Origin of the sequence: Kitasatospora sp. CM 4170 (assembly GCF_032110285.1) — a bacterium.
Classification (GTDB): Bacteria; Actinomycetota; Actinomycetes; order Streptomycetales; family Streptomycetaceae; genus Kitasatospora; species Kitasatospora aburaviensis.
Map to the genome: position 1 here is coordinate 4,804,419 of NZ_CP134877.1, position 18,302 is coordinate 4,822,720.

17 protein-coding genes and 1 riboswitch are annotated in these 18,302 nt (G+C 75.5%); of the genes, 8 read left to right on the plus strand and 9 right to left on the minus strand.

Features of this window, described 5'->3' with window-relative positions:
• The first annotated feature begins 116 nt into the window (after positions 1 to 116).
• From pdhA to RMN57_RS20380, 4 genes are all read left to right on the plus strand, one after another.
• A complete protein-coding gene (gene pdhA, locus RMN57_RS20365) occupies positions 117 to 1,259 on the plus strand; it encodes a pyruvate dehydrogenase (acetyl-transferring) E1 component subunit alpha (protein ID WP_313764771.1) in 1,143 nt (380 codons plus the stop codon).
• Complete coding sequence (locus RMN57_RS20370; RefSeq protein WP_313764772.1) at positions 1,256 to 2,263, plus strand: alpha-ketoacid dehydrogenase subunit beta; 1,008 nt, start codon at positions 1,256 to 1,258, stop codon at positions 2,261 to 2,263. Before pdhA ends, RMN57_RS20370 begins: the two co-directional genes overlap by 4 nt.
• Before the next feature lie 5 nt (positions 2,264 to 2,268).
• Positions 2,269 to 3,579, plus strand: a complete 1,311-nt coding sequence (locus RMN57_RS20375; RefSeq protein ID WP_313767897.1) for a dihydrolipoamide acetyltransferase family protein — start codon at positions 2,269 to 2,271, stop codon at positions 3,577 to 3,579.
• Between the two features lie 288 nt (positions 3,580 to 3,867).
• A complete protein-coding gene (locus RMN57_RS20380; protein WP_313764773.1) occupies positions 3,868 to 5,571 on the plus strand; it encodes a globin domain-containing protein in 1,704 nt (567 codons plus the stop codon).
• Between the two features lie 119 nt (positions 5,572 to 5,690).
• Here the strand turns inward: RMN57_RS20380 and RMN57_RS20385 are convergent, their stop codons facing one another.
• A complete protein-coding gene (locus RMN57_RS20385; protein ID WP_313764774.1) occupies positions 5,691 to 6,218 on the minus strand; it encodes an NUDIX domain-containing protein in 528 nt (175 codons plus the stop codon).
• 254 nt (positions 6,219 to 6,472) lie between these two features.
• A complete protein-coding gene (locus RMN57_RS20390; RefSeq protein ID WP_313764775.1) occupies positions 6,473 to 6,850 on the minus strand; it encodes a phage holin family protein in 378 nt (125 codons plus the stop codon).
• Positions 6,851 to 7,017: 167 nt separating this feature from the next.
• Between RMN57_RS20390 and RMN57_RS20395 the strand changes: the two genes are divergently transcribed.
• The 3 genes from RMN57_RS20395 (at position 7,018) to RMN57_RS20405 (ending at position 8,532) form a co-directional block, all read left to right on the plus strand.
• Positions 7,018 to 7,335, plus strand: coding sequence for a cupin domain-containing protein (locus tag RMN57_RS20395; RefSeq protein WP_148644877.1), 318 nt, complete (start codon positions 7,018 to 7,020; stop codon positions 7,333 to 7,335).
• A gap of 102 nt (positions 7,336 to 7,437) precedes the next feature.
• Complete coding sequence (gene tenA, locus RMN57_RS20400) at positions 7,438 to 8,106, plus strand: thiaminase II (protein WP_313764776.1); 669 nt, start codon at positions 7,438 to 7,440, stop codon at positions 8,104 to 8,106.
• A gap of 225 nt (positions 8,107 to 8,331) precedes the next feature.
• Positions 8,332 to 8,532 (plus strand): DUF5326 family protein, encoded by a 201-nt coding sequence (locus tag RMN57_RS20405; protein ID WP_313764777.1) that lies wholly within the window; start codon positions 8,332 to 8,334, stop codon positions 8,530 to 8,532.
• Positions 8,533 to 8,593: 61 nt separating this feature from the next.
• Here the strand turns inward: RMN57_RS20405 and RMN57_RS20410 are convergent, their stop codons facing one another.
• The 7 genes from RMN57_RS20410 to RMN57_RS20440 all read right to left on the minus strand — a co-directional run bounded on the left by RMN57_RS20410 (position 8,594) and on the right by RMN57_RS20440 (position 16,057).
• The gene (locus RMN57_RS20410) at positions 8,594 to 9,505 is read right to left on the minus strand and encodes an NAD(P)-dependent oxidoreductase (RefSeq protein ID WP_313764778.1); all 912 of its coding nucleotides are present in this window, start codon (positions 9,503 to 9,505) and stop codon (positions 8,594 to 8,596) included.
• Between the two features lie 51 nt (positions 9,506 to 9,556).
• Complete coding sequence (locus RMN57_RS20415; protein WP_313764779.1) at positions 9,557 to 10,708, minus strand: cytochrome P450; 1,152 nt, start codon at positions 10,706 to 10,708, stop codon at positions 9,557 to 9,559.
• Positions 10,705 to 12,189 (minus strand): class I adenylate-forming enzyme family protein, encoded by a 1,485-nt coding sequence (locus RMN57_RS20420; RefSeq protein ID WP_313764780.1) that lies wholly within the window; start codon positions 12,187 to 12,189, stop codon positions 10,705 to 10,707. Before RMN57_RS20420 ends, RMN57_RS20415 begins: the two co-directional genes overlap by 4 nt.
• Before the next feature lie 140 nt (positions 12,190 to 12,329).
• Positions 12,330 to 13,094, minus strand: coding sequence for a glycosyltransferase family A protein (locus RMN57_RS20425; RefSeq protein ID WP_313764781.1), 765 nt, complete (start codon positions 13,092 to 13,094; stop codon positions 12,330 to 12,332).
• Positions 13,091 to 14,104: a ketoacyl-ACP synthase III gene (locus tag RMN57_RS20430; protein WP_313764782.1), complete on the minus strand. Its 1,014-nt coding sequence runs from the start codon at positions 14,102 to 14,104 to the stop codon at positions 13,091 to 13,093. The genes RMN57_RS20425 and RMN57_RS20430 overlap by 4 nt, the downstream gene beginning before the upstream one ends.
• A gap of 125 nt (positions 14,105 to 14,229) precedes the next feature.
• On the minus strand, positions 14,230 to 15,714 hold the full coding sequence (locus tag RMN57_RS20435) for an SPFH domain-containing protein (RefSeq protein ID WP_313764783.1): 1,485 nt from the start codon (positions 15,712 to 15,714) through the stop codon (positions 14,230 to 14,232).
• A gap of 136 nt (positions 15,715 to 15,850) precedes the next feature.
• The gene (locus RMN57_RS20440; RefSeq protein ID WP_313764784.1) at positions 15,851 to 16,057 is read right to left on the minus strand and encodes a hypothetical protein; all 207 of its coding nucleotides are present in this window, start codon (positions 16,055 to 16,057) and stop codon (positions 15,851 to 15,853) included.
• A 210-nt stretch (positions 16,058 to 16,267) separates the two neighbouring features.
• Positions 16,268 to 16,402: riboswitch (TPP riboswitch) on the plus strand.
• On the opposite strand from RMN57_RS20440, the gene thiC reads away from it, so the two are divergent.
• Positions 16,398 to 18,227, plus strand: a complete 1,830-nt coding sequence (gene thiC, locus RMN57_RS20445; protein ID WP_313764785.1) for a phosphomethylpyrimidine synthase ThiC — start codon at positions 16,398 to 16,400, stop codon at positions 18,225 to 18,227. It overlaps the preceding riboswitch by 5 nt.
• Positions 18,228 to 18,302 lie beyond the last annotated feature (75 nt).

Here is an 18,302-nt window from a genome sequence, read left to right on the forward strand (position 1 = left end):
ACCAGTCGACCCCCGCCCGGGCCGATTGTCCACCACCTTGTCACGCTTCTGGTCAAGATGAACAGACGACCGAACAATCGGTAGGGAGCCCCCGCCACCCCAGGAGGTGCCCCGAGATGACCGTTCTCGACCACAGACACCACACCGCGGTGCCCGGATGGCTGCCCGGGGCCACGGCCCCGCGCACCGACCCGGCGCCGCTGCTCCCGGACGCCTCGCCGGTCCGACTGCTCGGCACCCCCGCACTGGAGAAGTGCGACCCCGTGCTGCTGCGCGAGCTGTACCGCCGCCTGGTGGTCGGCCGCCGCTACAACCAGCAGGCCACCACCCTGACCAAGCAGGGCCGGCTCGCCGTCTACCCGGCCTCCACCGGCCAGGAGGCCTGCCAGGTCGCCGCCGCGCTGGCGATCGGCGAGCACGACTGGCTCTTCCCCAGCTACCGCGACACCCTCGCGGTGGTCTCCCGCGGCGTCGACCCGCTGGAGGCGCTGACCCTGCTGCGCGGCAACGCCCACACCGGCTACGACCCGCGCGCCACCCGCACCGCCCCGCTCTGCACCCCGCTGGCCACCCAGGCCCCGCACGCCGTCGGGCTGGCGCACGCCGCACGGCTGAGCGGCGAGCCGGTGGTCGCGCTGGCGCTGCTCGGCGACGGCGGCACCAGCGAGGGCGACTTCCACGAGGCGCTGAACTTCGCCGCGGTGCTCAACGCCCCGGTGGTCTTCCTGGTCCAGAACAACGGGTACGCGATCTCCGTCCCGCTCACCGCGCAGTCGGCCGCGCCCAGCCTGGCGCACAAGGCCGTGGGCTACGGCATCCAGGGCCGGCTGGTGGACGGCAACGACGCGCCCGCCGTGCACAGCGTGCTGGCCGAGGCGGTCGAGCGGGCCCGGACCGGCGGCGGCCCGACCCTGGTCGAGGCCCTCACCTACCGGATCGAGGCGCACACCAACGCCGACGACGCCACCCGCTACCGGGACGAGACCGAGGTGGCCGCCTGGCGGGAGCACGACCCGATCCTGCTGATGGAGCGGCACCTGCGCGAACTCGGCGTGCTGGACGACACCCTGGTGCAGGAGGCGGCCGAGGAGGCCGAGGCGCTGGCGGCCCGGATGCGGGCCGAGTTCCACGCCGACGCCGAGCTGGACCCGATGGCGCTCTTCGCCCACGTCTACGCCGAACCCACCCCCCAACTGCGCGAGCAGGCCGCCCAGTTGTCCGCCGAGCTGGCCGCCGAGGCCGAGGTGCAGGACCGATGAGCAACACCGCTGTCTCCGCCGCCCCCGCGCGCACCGCCACCATGGCCCAGGCGCTCAACTCCGCGCTGCGCGACGCCATGCGCGAGGACCCGGCCGTGCACGTGCTCGGCGAGGACGTCGGCGCCCTCGGCGGCGTCTTCCGGATCACCGACGGGCTGACCGCCGAGTTCGGCGCGGACCGCTGCCTGGACACCCCGCTCGCCGAGGCGGGCATCCTCGGCACCGCGATCGGCATGGCGATGTACGGGCTGCGCCCGGTCGTGGAGATGCAGTTCGACGCCTTCGCCTACCCGGCGCTGGAGCAGCTCTTCTCGCACGTCGCCAAGATGCGCAACCGGACCGCCGGCCGGCTCCCGCTGCCGATCACCGTCCGGATCCCGTACGGCGGCGGCATCGGCGGCGTCGAGCACCACAGCGACGCCTCCGAGGCGTACTACACCTCGACCCCCGGCCTGCACGTGGTCACCCCGGCCACGGTGGCCGACGCCTACGGGTTGCTGCGCGCCTCGATCGCCTCGGACGACCCGGTGGTCTTCCTGGAGCCGAAGCGGCTCTACTGGGGCAAGTCGGAGTTCGACCCGGCCGCGCCGGTCGAGCCGATCGGGCGGGCGGTCGTGCGCCGCGCCGGCACGTCGGCGGTCCTGATCACCTACGGCCCCTCGCTGCCGGTCTGCCTGGAGGCGGCCGAGGCGGCGAAGGCCGAGGGCTGGGACCTCGCGGTGCTGGACCTGCGCACCCTGGTGCCGTTCGACGACGAGACGGTCGCCCGGGTGGTGCGCTCGGTCGGCCGGGCCGTGGTGGTGCACGAGGCGAGCGGCTTCGGCGGCACCGGCGCGGAGATCGCGGCCCGGGTCACCGAGCGCTGCTTCCACCACCTGGCCGCCCCGGTGCTGCGGGTCACCGGCTTCGACATCCCGTACCCGCCGCCGATGCTGGAGCACCACCACCTGCCCGGGGTGGACCGGATCCTGGACGCGGTCGCCCGGCTGCAGTGGGAGGACTGAGGATGATGCCCGTCGTACGCGAGTTCACCCTGCCCGACCTCGGTGAGGGTCTCACCGGGGCGGAGGTGGTGCGCTGGATGGTCGAGGTCGGCGAGGTGATCGCCGTCGACCAGCCGGTGGTCGAGGTGGAGACCGCCAAGGCCGTGGTCGAGGTGCCCTGCCCGTACGGCGGGGTGGTCACCGCCCTGTTCGGCGAGCCGGGCGAGGAGGTCGCGGTCGGTGCCCCGCTGGTGACGGTCGCGGTGGCGCCCGGCGAGGGCGAGCGGCCGGTCGTCGCGGAGGTGGAGCGGCCGCTGGTCGGCTACGGGGTGGCCGAGCCGTCCCGCGGCGGGCGCCGTCGGCGGGTCGGCGGGTCGGCCGGTTCCGCTCCGGCGCCGACTCCCGCACCGACGGCTGCCGCGCCCGCCGCTGTGGTGCCGGCGGTGGTGTCGGTCGCGCCGGCGGTGGCGGCGGTGCCGGCGGTGGTGCCGGTGATCTCGCCGCTGGTCCGCCGGTCCGCCCGGGAGCACGGGATCGACCTCGCGGCGCTGGCCGGGAGCGGCCCGGACGGTCTGATCATGCGGTCGGACGTCGAACGGGCGATCGCAGCGAGGACCGCCCCGCCGGCACCGCCGGCGGCCGTCGCGGACGGCGAGGTCGTGCCGCTGCGCGGGCTGCGCCGGGCGGTGGCCGAGAAGCTCTCCCGCAGCCACCACGAGATTCCCGCGGCGACCTGCTGGGTGGACGCGGACGCTACCGAACTGATGGCACTGCGGCGGCAGTTGAATGCCACGCCGGGGCCGAAGGTGAGTGTGCTGGCGCTGCTGGCACGGATCTGCACGGTCGCCCTGGCGCGCTTCCCCGAGCTCAACTCCAGTGTCACGGAGGACGGTTCCGGAATCCGGCGGCACCCTGCGGTGCACCTCGGGTTCGCCGCGCAGGGCGAGCGCGGCTTGGTGGTGCCGGTGGTGCGGGACGCGCAGGCGCTCTCCACCGAGCAACTCGGCGCCGAGCTGGGCAGGTTGACCGAGGGGGCCCGGACCGGCGCGCTGACGCCCGCCGAACTCACCGGCGGGACGTTCACGTTGAACAACTACGGTGTGTTCGGCGTGGACGGCTCGACGCCGATCCTCAACCACCCCGAGGCGGCGATGCTCGGCGTCGGCCGGATCGTCGCCAAACCCTGGGTGCACCAGGGTGGGTTGGCGGTCCGCGAGGTGACCCAGCTGTCGTTCACCTTCGACCACCGGGTCTGTGACGGCGGCACGGCGGGCGGCTTCCTGCGGTTCGTGGCCGACTGTGTCGAGCAGCCCGGGATGCTGCTGCGGCAGCTGTGACCTGCGGAGGATCGCCTTGCGTGGCCGGGTGGCCACGCAAGGCGACCGCAGATCGAGTGAGAGTAGCGCGTCCCGGGGGCGGGTGTCCGGGCTTCGCGCGATTTGTCGGATGAGTACTTCGGGCGTGCCACGCTGCCTAGGCGTCAACAGAGACAAGCCAGGTGGTGGCGCAGGCCGGCCGGAGGCGAAACGATTCTCTTGGGTACTCGAAACGTTGCGGTGAAGTCCCGCAGAACACTTCTGGTCCGCACGGGGCACGGTTCGGCGGGCGTCGCGGCAGTGCCGGGGATGCCGGACCGCACGCCCGACTCCCGGCCGGCGGGCGGGTCGGCTCTGCCGCCCGCCGCCGGTGCCGCCGCCCTGCCGGCCGGCGCCGCGGAGGAGACGGTGCTCCTCCCGCCGATGCCGCTGGACCCGCCGGACCTTCCGCCGGTGTCCGCGCCCGAGCCGCCCGTCCCGGCGACCCTGGCCGTCCTGGCCGCCGCGGCGCAGGTGCGGCCAGCCGTCCCCGCACCGCCGAGCGAGCCCCCGGCGGTCCCCGCGCCGCCCGCTCCCCCGGCCCGGCCGGCCGTGCCCTCGGTGATGCCCGCCCCGCCGACCGCGCCCCCGGTCCCCGCCGCGCCGGCGCCGAGCCGGTCGGAGGGCGCGCGGCCGACCGCCGGCCCCGCGACCGGGCCGCTCTTCCCCGACGCCCCCGGCCTCAACTGGGCCGGCCCCGGGGACAGCTGGAGCCGCGCCTGGGCCCTGCAGACGGTCGGCGACTCCCGCCCGGCCCCGGTGCCCGCCGCGCCCGTCGCACTGCCCGCGGCCGACGTTCGCACCGCGGCCGACCTGCGCACCGCCGCCGACCAGCCGCCCACCGCGCGGGACGTCGAGCTGATCCGGGCCAGCCTGGCCGTCGTCGAGCCGGTCGCCGACCGGGCCACCGCGCACTTCTACGCGCTGATCTTCCTGCACCACCCCGAGGTCCGGGCGCTCTTCCCGGCCGCCATGGACGTCCAGCGCGACCGGCTGTTCCGCGCCCTGCTGATGGCCGCCCGCAGCGCCGGCGACCCGGACGGCCTGCGCGCGTACCTGAGCGCGCTCGGCCGCGGCCACCGCCGGTACGGCACGCTGACCGGCCACTACGGCCCGGTGGGCGAGTGCCTGGTGGCGGCGCTCGCCCGGTACTCGGGCAGCCGCTGGGACGGCGAGACCGAGCTGGCCTGGCGGCGGGTGTACGGGCTGGTCTCCTCGATCATGATCGAGGCGGCCGAGGAGGCCGCCCGCACCTCGCCGCCCTGGTGGCAGGGCGAGGTGGTCGCGCACGAGCGCCGCACCCCGGACGTCGCGGTGCTCACCGTCCGCCCGGACCAGGCCTATCCGTACCGGGCGGGGCAGTACACCAGCCTGGAGACGCCCTGGTGGCCGCGGGTCTGGCGGCACTTCTCGTTCGCCACCGCGCCCCGGCCGGACGGTCTGCTGACCTTCCACGTCAAGGCCGTCCAGGCCGGTTGGGTGAGCAACGCCCTGGTGCACCGGGCCGCACCCGGCGACGTGCTGCGGCTGGGCCCGCCGACCGGTGGGATGACCCTCGACCACACCTCCGGCGCCGACCTGCTCTGCCTGGGCGGTGGCACCGGGATCGCCCCGATCCGGGCGCTGGTCGAGGAGGTGGCCGAGTACGGCGCGGGCGGCCGCTCGGTGGAGGTGTTCTACGGTGCCCGGCAGGCCGCCGAGCTGTACGAGCTGGAGGCGCTGGCGGCGCTCGCCGCGCGCCACGGCTGGCTGACCGTCCGGCCGGTGCTGTGCGGCCCGGGCGCCTCCGGCAGCGGCGCGCTCGCGGGCGAGCTCCCCGAGGTGGTCGGCCGGTTCGGCCCGTGGGCGGGCCGCGACGCGTACCTCAGCGGGCCGCCCGCGATGGTCCGGCGCGGGGTCGGCGTGCTGCTGCGGGCCGGGGTGGCGCCGGAGCGGATCCGGCACGACCTGGTGGGGGACCTCGCGGCGGGGTGAGCGCCCCGGACCGGTGCCGGGCCGATGGGGGCCGGGGCGCCGGGGCGGAGAGGGCGGGGTGGCCGGGGCGGGGCGACCGTGGCCGGGCCGGGGTGGGCCCGGCCCGGCCCGGCGCCGCTTCAGCCCAGGTCGGGCGCGAGCAGGGCGCGGACGCCCTCGATGTTCGCCGCCAGGTACGCCCGCAGGCGGGGCGGGACGACGTTGACCGAGGTGACGCCCTCCCGGGTGAAGGGCAGCCGGACCACCTCGTACTCGCCGTTGGGCTCGTCCACCTCGGGCCCGTGCCGGCGGGCGAGGTCCATCGAGGTCAGCCGGCAGACGAAGAAGTGCTGCACCTTGATCCCGTGCGGGTGGAGCAGGGTGCCGTCGTGGTGGTGGGTGTGGCTGACGGTGTCGACGAAGGCGGGGACGACGTCCACCACCTTGCCGCCGAGCTCCTCGTCGACCTCGCGGTGCAGGGCCTCGACCACGGTGCGGTCACCGCGCTCGACCCCGCCGCCCGGCGTGATCCAGTACGGGTGCGGCGAGCCGGGCCGGGTCCGTTTGATCAGCACGATCGAGGCCGGGCCCTGAGGGTCCTCCGGGTCGAGTTCCAGCAGGATCGCCCGCGCGGTGCGTTTGACGACGGGGCGGGGCGGGGTGCGCATGGCCACCTCCGGGGCTGGAGCGTTGTGCGGGAGTCTCCCGCAGGCCACGGCGCCCGAAACGCGCGGTTCGGGGGAATTGGGGACGGTCGTGTGGATCGGCCCGGCCCCGGGCCGATCCACGACCGTCCCGGGGTCTCCGGTCGCGCGGTCGGCCGACGACAGGGGCCCGCACCCGGTGACGGGACCGGGTGCGGGCCCCTCGCCCGCGGTGTCCTCGGTGGCCTCCGCGCCGCGGGCGGGCGCGCGGCGGGTGCTCAGTCCTCGTCGCCCAGCGCGAGGTTGAGGCCCCAGGACACCAGGCTGATGATCAGTGCGCCGAACAGCGCGGCCCAGAAGCCGTCCACGTGGAAGTCCAGGTTCAGCTTCTCCGACGCCCAGGAGGTCAGCCAGAGCATCAGGGCGTTGATCACGAAGGTGATCAGTCCCAGGGTGAGGATGAACAGCGGGATCGAGAACAGCTTCACCACCGGCTTGATCAGCCAGTTCACCACCCCGAAGAGCAGCGCCACGGCGATCACCGTCAGGCTCTTGTGCTGCCAGTCGTCACCGGTGAGCGTGATGCCGGCGACGATCCAGGCGGCCACCCAGATGGCGGCCGCATTGATAAGTGTCTTGATGACGAAACCCTTCATGGGGCCAGCGTGGCAGGGTTCACCGGGGCGGGGAAGCTCCTGTTCCCCTTGTTGTGCCGGTGGACGGGCGGGGCCGCGGTGCTGGTGGGCCGTCGGCGGAGGCGGTGGTGTTGAATGCCCGGGACCGGGGACTCGGGACCAGGGCCCCGGACGAGGAGGAGGCCCCGATGAAGCTGTTCCGGCTGGACGAACTCGACGCCGAGCGCGCCGCCAACGACGGTGCCTACCTGCGCTTCCTGCGCGAGCCGCGGATGTCCGCCGGCCTCTACGCGCTCTCGCCCGGCGACACCGACCCGCAGACCGCGCACGCCCAGGACGAGATCTACCAGGTGGTCAGCGGCCGCGCCGAGCTGACCGTAGGCGACGAGACCACGACGGTGGCCCGCGGCACCGTGGTCTACGTCCCGGCCGGGGTGCCGCACCGGTTCCACCACGTCACCGAGGAGCTGCGGGTGCTGGTGGTGTTCTCCCCGCCGGAGGACTGACCGGCCCCGGGGGCGGGCCTACCCAGCGGGACCGTCCGCTCCGGTGGCCCGGCCCGTGGACGGCCCCGCGGTCGGCGGGGGCCGGTTGGCTAGGGTCGGGGTATGAGCCTGAGCCTGACCGAAGAACTCTGGGCGGCGATCGAGCCGGTCTACGCCGAGATCCTCGACCACCCCTTCATCGGCGGCCTCACCGACGGCACCCTGCCGCGCGAGGCCTTCCGCCACTTCGTCGTCCAGGACTCGCACTACCTGCGCGACTACGCCCGCGCGCTCGCCGTGTGCGCCGCCAAGGCGCCCGGCGAGGAGGACGTGCGGGCCTTCGCCGACGACGCGGTCGGCGCGCTGGCGGCCGAGCAGGGCATGCACGCCGAGTTCATGACGGCCTTCGGCGGCAGCGCCGAGGAGGCCGCGGCCGAGCCGGTGCTGCCCACCACCCGCGCGTACACCAGCTACCTGCTGGCCACCGTCTACGGCGGCTCCTTCGCGGAGGCCGTCGGCGCGGTGCTGCCCTGCTACTGGATCTACGCCCGGGTCGGGGACGAGCTGCTCGCCAAGGGCTCCCCCGACCCGCTGTACGCCAAGTGGATCGCCACCTACGGCGACGAGGCCTTCCAGGCCGTGGTGCGCCGCGTCCTGGCGCTCGCCGACCGGCTCGGCGAGGAGATCTCCCCGGCCGAACGCCGCCGCGTGGTGGAGCACTTCACCACCACCTCCCGGTACGAGTGGATGTTCTGGGACGCCGCCTGGCGCGGGGAGACCTGGCCGGTCTGAGCCGTCCGACCGGGCCCGTGCCGGGCCGCCCCGACGCTGTCCGGGCCGTCGCCGGACCCTCCGGGCCAGGGGTTCCCCCCGGTACCGGGGTAGGGGTGATCTCCGGGTTCTCTCCGGGCCGTTGGCCCTCGTTCCGCCCGGTGCGCCACCGTACGATCGAAGTACGAAAGCAAGCGGGATGCGGCACCGGACGGCAGCCGGCCCGAGGGGAGAGAAGGAACGGACATGGCTGAGTTCTGGAAGTCGCTGCCCTCCTGGGTGCGCAACATCGTTGTCCCGGTGATCGTGCTGATCCTGGCCTGGAACGTCGTCGGCTTCGTGTTCGGCGTGGTCGGCGCCCTGCTGAGCCTGGTCCTCAAGCTGCTGGTCGTGGTCGGCATCGCCGCCGCCGTGGTGGTCCTGGTGAAGAAGGCCGCCAAGAGCTAGCGAGTGCCCTGACCGGCCGAGTGCCCCGACCGACGCCCGTACCCCGCCGGGGGTGCGGGCGTCAGGCGTTTCCGGACGCCGTCGGGCCGAGCCGCAGCACGGCGTCGAGGTCCCAGGCCGGCCGCCAGCCCAGGGCGCGGGCCCGGCCGGTGTCGAGGGTGACCGGGGCGGCGAGCTGGTCGACCGCGTACGGGGTCAGGCCCGGGACGCGGCCGGTGCGGGCGGCCAGCCGGGCCAGCGGGACGGGCACGTGGCCGATCCGGGCCCGGACGCCGTGGGCGGCGAGCACCGCGCGGACGGCCGCGTCCCGCCGGTAGGGCCGCGCGTCGGCGATGTTGTACGCGCCGGACGGCCAGGCCGGGCCGGTCGCCCCGAGGGCGGCCAGGCAGGCGTCGGCGAGGTTCTGCACCGCGGTGAGGCTGAGCGGGACGTCGCCGCCCGGCAGGAGCAGCAGTCCGCGCCGGACCCGGGCCAGCAGCTGCGGGGCGAGGTGCGGATCGCCCGGTCCGTAGACGGCGCGCGGGCGCAGCACCACGGCGCCGGCCGCCAGCGCGAGCCGTTCGCCGGCCGCCTTGGTGCGCCCGTAGGCGTTGAGGTGGCCGCCGTCGGTGGGGTGCCGCTCGGTGAGGGACGTGCGGGAGAGCCGGGGGTCGTAGACGCTGGCGCTGGAGACCTGGACGACCGGGCGGCCGGCGGCGGCGCGGAGCAGCCGCTCGGTGCCGGTGACGTTGACGGCGTACTGGAGCGCCTCGGCGGGCGAGCCCGGCGGCAGGTCGGCGACGGCGGCGGCGCAGTGCACGACCGCGTCGACGCCGGTGAGGTCCGGCTCCCCCTCGGTGGCGTCCCAGCGGACGTGCCGGCCGACCGGGCCGGGGGTGCGGCCGTAGCAGTGCACGTCGAGGCCGAGGGCGTCGGCGGCGCGGGCGAGGTGCGAGCCGCAGAAGCCGCCGGCACCGGTCACGGCGATCCGCATCGGGGTCTCCTGGTTCTCTCCGGCCGGGGTGGCCGGCCGGGGGTGGCGGGCTCAGCTGCCCGGACGGGCGCCGGCTGCCGGGGCGGTCGGACGGACGGTGAGGCGGGCGTACCCGGGCAGGGCGGAGCGGCGGTCGACCCGGGCGCGGGTGACCACCGGGCGGTGCGGGGCAAGCGCGAGCAGCACGTCGGCGAGCTGGGCGCGGGCCAGGCCGGCGCCGGGGCAGGCGTGCGGGCCGGCGCCGAACACGGCCTGGGCGGCGGCCGGTCCGGAGGCCGGACCGGACCGGTGGGCCTGGGCGGCGTGCCGGGCCACGAGGACGAGCCGGTCGCCGGAGCGGACCGGGCAGCCGGCCACCGTCGCGTCGGCGGCGGCCACCCGGGGGAGCAGTGGGGAGGGGGCGGTCAGCCGGAGCAGTTCGGCGGCCAGCCCGGGGGCGGTGGCGGCGTCCACGGTGGGCCAGAGGCCGGCGTCGGCGCACCAGGCGGCGGCCCGGGGGAGGGCGGCGACGGTGGTGTTGACGGCGGCGACGGTGAGCATGGCGTCGAGCGGGTCGGGGAGCAGGGCGGTGAGCTCGGCGGCGGCCCGCGCCGCGGCCCCGGCGGTGGCGGCGCGCCGGCGGCGCGGGCGCGGGCCGGGAAGGTGGTCGGCGGCGGCGCTCGCGGCGGCTGCGGCGGCGGCCCGGGCGAGGCGGCGCGGGTCGGCCGTGGAGCCGGTCAGCGCGGCGGCCGTCACCCCCGCCAACTCCTCGGCGAGGTCGACGATTTCGAGCGATCCATGGGCGGTGAGGGCAGGGATCCGGGCGGCGAGGACGGCCTGCCAGTGCGGGCGGATCCGGGCCAGTGCGGCGCTGCCGAGGTCGGTGGCCAGGGCCCGTCGGGCGGTCCGGTGCGCGGCGCCGTCCTGGTCGAACAGCAGCCCGCCGTCGGTGAGTTCGGCGGCGGCGCCGCCGGTGGTGCCGGGGGCGGTGCGGTCCAGCGGGACGCGGGTGAGCGCCTCGCGGTAGGCGTCGGTGCCGTGCACCAGGACGGTCCGGCCGAGCCGGACCACCGGGCGGTGGCGGGTGGCGCAGAGCAGCGCGAACAGGACGGGGTGGCTGCGCAGGTAGACCCGGCGGTCCCGGCGCCTGGCGGCCCGGGCGGCGGCGGGCGGTGACAGCCGGGCCGGCGAGGAGCCGGCGGTGGTGCCGGGGGCCGTCGTCATCGGTTCAACTCCCGTGCGCAGTGGGCCGAGGCGGCGGCCCGGTCGGGCTTGCGGGAGCGGCCGGCCAGCGGGACGTCGCCGAACAGTACGGCGTCCGGGCGGGCACCGCCCATCCGGTCCAGCGGGCCGCGCAGCTCGGTGCGCAGCCGCTCCGGGTCGGTGCCGGGGCGGGGCTGGACCAGCGCGACCAGCCGCTCGTCGCCGTCCCCGGCCGGCACGCCGACCAGGACGGCGAGTTCGACGCCCGGCAGGTGCAGCGAGGGCTCGTACAGGCCGGGGTAGATGTTCTCGGCGCGCCGCAGCACCATGTCCTTGAGCCGCCCGGCGAGCACGATCCGGCCGTCCGGGGCGAGGGTGGCGCGGTCGCCGGTGCGGACCCAGGGGTCGGGCTCCTCGCCGAGGTAGCGGTGGCGGGCGCCGGGGCCGGTGAGCAGCAGCTCGCCCGCCTCGGTGAGGCCGGTGCGCACGCCCGGCAGCGGGGCGCCGACCAGGTCGCCGGGGCCGGTGCGGGCGCTCTTCTCGGCCTCCTCGACGGCGGCCGCGGGGAACAGTTCGGTGAGCGCGTACACGCCCCAGGCCTGCTCGGCGCCGGCCTCCTTGACCCGGCGCAGCAGGGCGGCGTCGGCGGGTGCCGAGCCGGTCCAGACCCGGCCGGAGAAGCGGGCGCCGGCGGCCAGCGCGGCGCGCAGCCCGGGCGGGGTCAGGTAGGTGTGGGCCGGGGCCGAGCGGGCGAGCTGGCGGGCCAGCGCGTGCGGGGTGCGGGCCGGGAGGGCGACGGTGGCGCCCGCTGCCAGGGCGGGGACCAGGACGAAGAAGGTGCCGCCCAGCACGACGGTGCCGGGGCGCGGGTCGACCAGCTCGGTGACGGTCCGCAGGCCGGCCGCCAGCCCTTCCCGGGTGTGTACGACGGCGCGCGGGCGGGCGGTGGTGCCGGAGGTGAAGACGATCACGGCGTCGGTGTCCCGGGTGCCGGTCCGGGCCGCGGGGGCGGCGCCGGTGGCGGCCCGCAGCCGGGGAGCGCAGCCGGGGAGCCGGCGGCCGAGGGTGGCGACCGGGCCGAGTGCGTCGAGCCGGGGCAGGGCGAGGTCGGCGCGGCGGGCCAGCGGGCGGGCCCAGCCGGCCACCGCCTGGGCGGCGGCGTCGGCGAGCACCAGGTCGGGCCGGGCCTGGGCGAGGCGGGCGGCGAGCACGTCCGGCCCCGCGGTCGGGTCGAGCACGGCGATCCGCAGGGCGAGCCGGTGGGCGGCGAGCATCACGGCCAGCGCGCGCGGGCCGGGACGGACGGCGACCCCGAGGGTGGCGCCGCCGGTGAGGCCGCGGGCGTGCAGGGCGGCGGCGTAGGCGTCGGCGAGGTCGGCGAGTTCGCCGCGGCGGATCCGGACCCGGGCGGCGCCGGTGCGGGTGTGGTGCAGCACGGCGGGGCGGTCGGGGTGGACGGTGCGCAGGGCGTGGGCGAGCCGGTCGAGCATGGGTGTCCTCACCGGGAGGTGGTCGCGGGGTGGTGCCGCAGGGGCCGGCGGGAGGGCCGGGAGCGGACGGGGAGGGGCCGGCAGGGCGGCCGGACGGCAGGAGGGCCGCGGTGGCGGGAGGCGCGGGGCGGCGTTCGCGGCGCGGCCGCGGGTCAGCGCACGTCGACGGAGCGCCGGCCGGCGCCGCGCTCCAGGTACCAGCGGGCGGTGCCGATCACGCCGTAGGCGCGGATCCGGCGGGTGGAGTTCTGCACCACCATGTCGCGGCGGTGGACGATCGCGGTGGTGTGCCGGCGCACCCGGTTGATGAACGTCCGGTCGGTGGGCGAGGGCCGGCGCGGCATGCCGCCGACGGCCGCGTACAGCTCGGCGGTGATCGCCATGTTGTTGCCCGCGTGCATCCGGTACGGGGTGAGGTAGCCGTGCCGGCGGTGGTGCGCGGGCCGGATCCGGCCGAAGAGGGCGCCGAGGGCGACCAGGACCAGGAACACCGCGCGGCCGGCCGGGCCGTGCTCGTCCCGGCGGGCGGTGACCCGGCCGCAGACCAGCCCGCGGGAGGCGAGCAGTCCGGCCCGGGCGGCGGCCGTCCAGCCGGGCTCGGGCAGGCAGTCGGCGTCGGTGCGGGCGAGCAGCTCGGCGCCGTGCGCGATGGCGTGCCGGAAGCCGGTGTCGATCGCCGAGCCGACGCCCTTCTCCGGCTCGACCAGCACCTCGACCGGGAACGGCGCCCGCTCGGCGAAGGCCCGGACCTTCGCCACGGTGCCGTCGGTGGAGCCGTTGTCGGCCACCAGCAGGGTGAAGTCGCGGTCCCGCTGGGCGGCGAGGGCGGCCAGGGTGGCGTCGATCCGGGCCTCCTCCTGGTACGCCGGGACGACCACCCAGAGCGGGTGCGTCCGCGGCGCGCGGGGTGCGGTCACGATGCCTCCCAGACCATGGTCATCAGGCTGACGCCGCCGCCGAGGCCGATCAGCAGCACCTTGTCTCCCGGGTTCAACTCGTGCTGTATTCGTGAGAGTTGGACGCCGAGGGTGGCGCTGGCGATGTTGCCGAGCTCCGGCACGGTGAGCACCAGCTTCCCGGCCGGCACCCCGGTCAGCTCGACGAACCGCTCCAGGTAGGGGACGGTCACCTGGTGCACCAGGACCCGGGCGTAGTCGTCCCAGCCGAGGCCGGTGCGGGCGGCCACCCGGGTCAGGATGTCGCCGCCGATCCGCTCGAAGACGCCGCGCAACTCCTTGCCGCCGCCCCGGAAGTAGCTGTACTCGTCACCGCGCGGGTGGCGCGAGCCGCCGCCCGGGATGCCGCCGACCTCCCAGTGCTCGGAGGCGGTCTCGGTCTCGACGTCCAGGATGCCGCCGCGCTCGACGGCCTCCACCACGACGGCCGCCCCGGCGTCGCCGAAGGTGTAGCCGGCGAAGCCGTCCCGGAAGTCGGCCAGGCCGCTCGGGTCGCGGCGCATCGCCCGGCTGGGCGTCTCGCCGGTGACGACGAGGGCGCGCCGGGCCCGGCCGGCCAGGATCATCGCGCGGGCCAGGTCGATCCCGTTGAGGAAGCTGTTGCAGGCGTTGCTGACGTCCAGGGCGTGCGCGCGGGAGCCGAGTTCGGCCTGGACGAGGTGGGCGGTGGCGGGTTCGCAGACGTCCCGGGTGGCGGAGGCCCAGAGCAGCAGGTCCACGTCGGCCGGGTCCAGGCCACGGGCGTCCAGGGCGCGCCGGGCGGCGCCGATCCCCAGGGTGGAGGCGTACTCGCCGTCGGCGGCGAAGTGCCGGGTGGCGATGCCGGTCGCCTTCTCGAACATCCGCTCCGGCAGGCGGAGCCGGCCGCCGGCGGTGACCTCGTCCTGGAGCTGCTGGGAGGTCAGGCGGCGGGCGGGGAGCTGGGATCCGACGGCCGTGATGCCGATCCGCGCGGTGGCTGCAGGGTGCATGCCCCCATGCTGCGGCGGAGCGCACCGCGCCCACCTGAGTACGGGTACTCAGCCGGGCGCGGCGGCCTACCCAATCGGGTCGGCCCGGTCGGCCTGGTCGGCCCGGGCCGACCGGCGCGCCGCCGTCACTCCTCGATCGGCACCTGCTGGACCGGCACCTGCCCGGCCGGCCCCGCGGCGGCCGCGGGCACGGCCCGGGCGGCCTCGGCGGGCTGCGCCGGCCCCTGCAGGGTGGTGAGCAGCTGCCGGGCGAGCCCGAGCCCCGTCCCGCCCATGGTGAGCGCCTTGGTGAAGAGGTCCCCCACGCCCTCGGCGCCGTTGAGCAGCACCATGTGCTCGACGTTGCCGAAGGACTCCGAGGCGGCCAGCACGATGTCCGGCCACTTCTCGGCCAGTTCCTGGGCCACCACGGCGTCCGGGTTCGCCGTCAGCGCCGCCGCCCGGGCCTTGAGCCCCTCCGCCTTGGCGAGCCCGATGGCCCGGGCCGCCGACGCGTCCGCCAGACCGCGGGCCTCGGTGGCCGAGGCCTCCGCCTGCCCGGTCGCCCTGGTCGCCTCGGCGGCCGCCAGCCCGCGCACCTTGGTGGCCTCGGCCTCGGCCTCCGCCGCGATCTTGACCTGGCTGGCCTCGGCGGCCGCCTTCAGCTCGGTCTCCCGGGCCTGCGCCTGCGCGGCCGAGATCCGGGCGTCGCGGTCGGCCTCGGCCCGGGTGCGGGTCTCGTACGCCTTGGCGTCGGCCGGCTTGCGGACGTCGATCTGCAGCTGCTGTTCCTTCCGCTGGGCCTCCAGCTGGGCGACCCTGGTCTCCTGGACCACGACCTCCTGCCGGGCGGCGGCCTCGGCGAGCGGCCCGGCCTGCAGGGCGCGGGCGCTGGCGGTGTCCCGTTCGGCCTGGTAGGCGGCCTGCTGGATCTCGCTGTTGCGGGTCGCCTCGGCCTTGCGGGCGGCCGCCTCCTGCTCGGCCTCGGTGGCCATCCGGTCGGCCTCGGCCTGGGCGATCCGGGCGTCCCGCTGGACGGCGGCCGCGTGCGGGATGGCGAGGTTCTTGATGTAGCCGGTCGGGTCGATGATCTCCTGGATCTGCAGGGTGTCGATGATCAGCCCGAGCTTCTCCATCTCCAGCCCGGAGGCGGCCCTGGTCTCCCCGGTGAGCCGCTCGCGGTCGCGGATCATGTCCTCGACGGTGAGCCCGCCGACGATCGAGCGCAGGTGGCCGGCGAAGACGTTGTGCACCCGCTGGCTGATCAGCTTCTGCTGGTCGAGGAAGCGCCGGGCGGCGTTGGCGATCGAGACCTGGTCGTCGCCGACCTTGAAGATCACCACGCCCTTCACCCGGACCGGGATGCCCTGGGTGGTGACGCACTCGACGTTCAGCTCGGCCTCGTTGAGGTCCAGCGAGAGCCGTCGGACGCCCTGCAGGCCCGGGGTGACGAAGGTGCCGCGGCCGGTGACGATCCGGAACCCGAGCCCGTCGCCGACCCCCTCGGTCCGGTGCTTGGAGCCGGAGATGATCAGAGCCTCGTTCGGCTCCGCCACCCGCCACATGAGTTTGAAGAGCGTGATCCCCACGAGCAGCACCGCGGCGGCCGCCCCGATGATGGCGTACAGCATGGTTCAACTCCCCCTTTCGGCACATGAGATGCACCGATTGGGATTCTCCGCCCGGGTCAACCGCAGCGGAAGGGAGCGGACGTGACGTCCTATCACAACCTCGTCACGCCGTCACGGCCGTGTCGTGGCGGTCCCGTCACGGCAGCACCGGGGCCACGTAGACGGTCCGCGGCGGGTGGTACTCGACGACCACCACCGGCGTCCCCACCGGCAGCCGCTCGCCCGGCACGGCGAGGTAGGCGAGGAACGCCTCCGTCCCCTGGCGCTCCGGGACGTGCACCATCACCTCGCCGACCAGTCCCGCCCCCACCGTTCCGCTGACCCGACCCGCGCTCCCGACCACTCGGCCCTCCCCTTCCGCACCCCCGGGGTGCCCGACCGCCCGCGACTGCCCCGCCCTGTGACTGCCAGTCTGCCCGCCCCCGCCGGAAGCAGACGGCCCACCGGGGAATCCCGCCGGCGGCCGGGCCCCGGCGTCTCTCTCCTCGGACCCCCCTCTGGACCAGCGGCGATCGGCTCGCTACGGTGTTGGACGTCATGCGCAGGCAACACCGCCTGTGGACACGGGAGCTCGGAGCACCGGGCTGAGAGGACGCTGACCGGTACGTCGACGGACGTGCCGACCGCTGCGTCGACCGCAGGAACCTGACCGGGTAATGCCGGCGTAGGGAGTAGAGGGTCTGATGACCACCTTTGATGCACAGCCGAACTCTGCCCGCAGCACCGGGACGAGCGGCGCCGCGGTCGCCAGCGCCGCCACCGGCTACCCGACCCCGGCCTGGCGCAAGGCCTACCGCGAGGGGTCCCGTCCCGACCTGCGCGTCCCGTACCGCGAGGTCCTGCTCACCAACGACCGGACCGTGCCGCTGTACGACACCTCCGGCCCGTACACCGACCCCGCGTACGAGCCCGACGTGCGGCGCGGGCTGCCGCCGCTGCGCGACGCCTGGATCCGCCAGCGCGGCGACGTCGAGGAGTACGACGGCCGCGAGGCCCGCCCCGAGGACGACGGGATCAAGCACACCTCGCCGCGCGGCGGGAACCTGCGCAACCTCGACGCCGTCTTCCCCGGCCGCCCGCGGCGCCCGCTGCGCGGCCGTGCCGGTGCCGCCGTCACCCAGCTGGCCTACGCCAAGCGGGGGGTCGTCACCCCGGAGATGGAGTTCGTGGCCCTGCGCGAGGGCCTCGCACCCGAGTTCGTGCGGGACGAGGTGGCCCGCGGCCGCGCCGTCATCCCGGTCAACGTGAACCACCCCGAGGTCGAGCCGGCCGTCATCGGCACCAACTTCCTGGTGAAGATCAACGCCAACATCGGCAACTCGGCCGTCACCTCCTCGATCGAGGAGGAGGTGGAGAAGATGACCTGGGCCACCCGCTGGGGTGCCGACACCGTCATGGACCTCTCCACCGGCCGCAACATCCACACCACCCGCGAGTGGATCCTGCGCAACTCCCCCGTGCCGATCGGCACCGTGCCGCTCTACCAGGCGCTGGAGAAGGTCGACGGCAGGGCCGAGGAGCTGAGCTGGGACGTCTACCGCGACACCATCATCGAGCAGTGCGAGCAGGGCGTCGACTACATGACCGTGCACGCCGGCGTGCTGCTGCGCTACGTGCCGCTGACCGCCCGTCGCAAGACCGGCATCGTCTCGCGCGGCGGCTCGATCATGGCCGCCTGGTGCCTGGCGCACCACCGGGAGAACTTCCTCTACACCAACTTCGAGGAGCTCTGCGACATCCTCGCGAGCTACGACGTCACCTTCTCGCTGGGTGACGGCCTGCGCCCGGGGTCGATCGCCGACGCCAACGACGAGGCGCAGTTCGCCGAGCTGCAGACCCTGGGCGAGCTGGGCCGGATCGCCCGCGCCAGGGACGTCCAGGTGATGATCGAGGGGCCGGGCCACGTCCCGATGCACAAGATCAAGGAGAACATGGATCTCCAGAAGGAGATCTGCGACGAGGCGCCGTTCTACACCCTCGGCCCGCTCACCACGGACGTCGCCCCCGGCTACGACCACATCACCTCGGGCATCGGCGCCGCGATGATCGCCTGGTGGGGCACCGCGATGCTCTGCTACGTCACGCCCAAGGAGCACCTGGGCCTGCCCAACCGGGACGACGTGAAGACCGGCGTCATCACCTACAAGATCGCCGCGCACGCCGCCGACCTGGCCAAGGGCCACCCCGGGGCCCAGGAGTGGGACGACGCGCTCTCCGACGCCCGCTTCGAGTTCCGCTGGGAGGACCAGTTCAACCTGGCCCTCGACCCGGAGACGGCCCGCGAGTTCCACGACGAGACGCTGCCCGCCGAGCCGGCGAAGACGGCCCACTTCTGCTCGATGTGCGGCCCGAAGTTCTGCTCGATGAAGATCAGCAAAAGCATCACAGAGCTGTACGGCGACAAGGCGGTCGTGACCAGCGACGTTGACGCTGAGGCGCTGGAAGGCATGAAGGTCAAGTCCGAGGAGTTCAAGGCCCAGGGCAACCGGGTCTACCTCCCGCTGGCGGACTGACGGCAGGTGTCCCGGCGCTGCGCCGGGGTCCCGAAAGGGTGTCCGGCGCAGCGCTGCGAACGTTCGGGTGCGCAG

Excerpts from the sequence above, each read along its gene's own strand:
- RMN57_RS20415 (WP_313764779.1), bottom strand. The coding sequence starts at position 10,708 with ATGACGACGGCCCCCGGCACCACCGCCGGCTCCTCGCCGGCCCGGCTG.
- RMN57_RS20380 (WP_313764773.1), top strand. The coding sequence starts at position 3,868 with ATGCCGGACCGCACGCCCGACTCCCGGCCGGCGGGCGGGTCGGCTCTG.
- tenA (WP_313764776.1), top strand. The coding sequence starts at position 7,438 with ATGAGCCTGAGCCTGACCGAAGAACTCTGGGCGGCGATCGAGCCGGTC.
- RMN57_RS20430 (WP_313764782.1), bottom strand. The coding sequence starts at position 14,104 with ATGCACCCTGCAGCCACCGCGCGGATCGGCATCACGGCCGTCGGATCC.
- pdhA (WP_313764771.1), top strand. The coding sequence starts at position 117 with ATGACCGTTCTCGACCACAGACACCACACCGCGGTGCCCGGATGGCTG.
- RMN57_RS20405 (WP_313764777.1), top strand. The coding sequence starts at position 8,332 with ATGGCTGAGTTCTGGAAGTCGCTGCCCTCCTGGGTGCGCAACATCGTT.
- RMN57_RS20375 (WP_313767897.1), top strand. The coding sequence starts at position 2,269 with ATGCCCGTCGTACGCGAGTTCACCCTGCCCGACCTCGGTGAGGGTCTC.
- RMN57_RS20435 (WP_313764783.1), bottom strand. The coding sequence starts at position 15,714 with ATGCTGTACGCCATCATCGGGGCGGCCGCCGCGGTGCTGCTCGTGGGG.
- RMN57_RS20390 (WP_313764775.1), bottom strand. The coding sequence starts at position 6,850 with ATGAAGGGTTTCGTCATCAAGACACTTATCAATGCGGCCGCCATCTGG.
- RMN57_RS20410 (WP_313764778.1), bottom strand. The coding sequence starts at position 9,505 with ATGCGGATCGCCGTGACCGGTGCCGGCGGCTTCTGCGGCTCGCACCTC.
- thiC (WP_313764785.1), top strand. The coding sequence starts at position 16,398 with ATGACCACCTTTGATGCACAGCCGAACTCTGCCCGCAGCACCGGGACG.
- RMN57_RS20370 (WP_313764772.1), top strand. The coding sequence starts at position 1,256 with ATGAGCAACACCGCTGTCTCCGCCGCCCCCGCGCGCACCGCCACCATG.
- RMN57_RS20385 (WP_313764774.1), bottom strand. The coding sequence starts at position 6,218 with ATGCGCACCCCGCCCCGCCCCGTCGTCAAACGCACCGCGCGGGCGATC.
- RMN57_RS20395 (WP_148644877.1), top strand. The coding sequence starts at position 7,018 with ATGAAGCTGTTCCGGCTGGACGAACTCGACGCCGAGCGCGCCGCCAAC.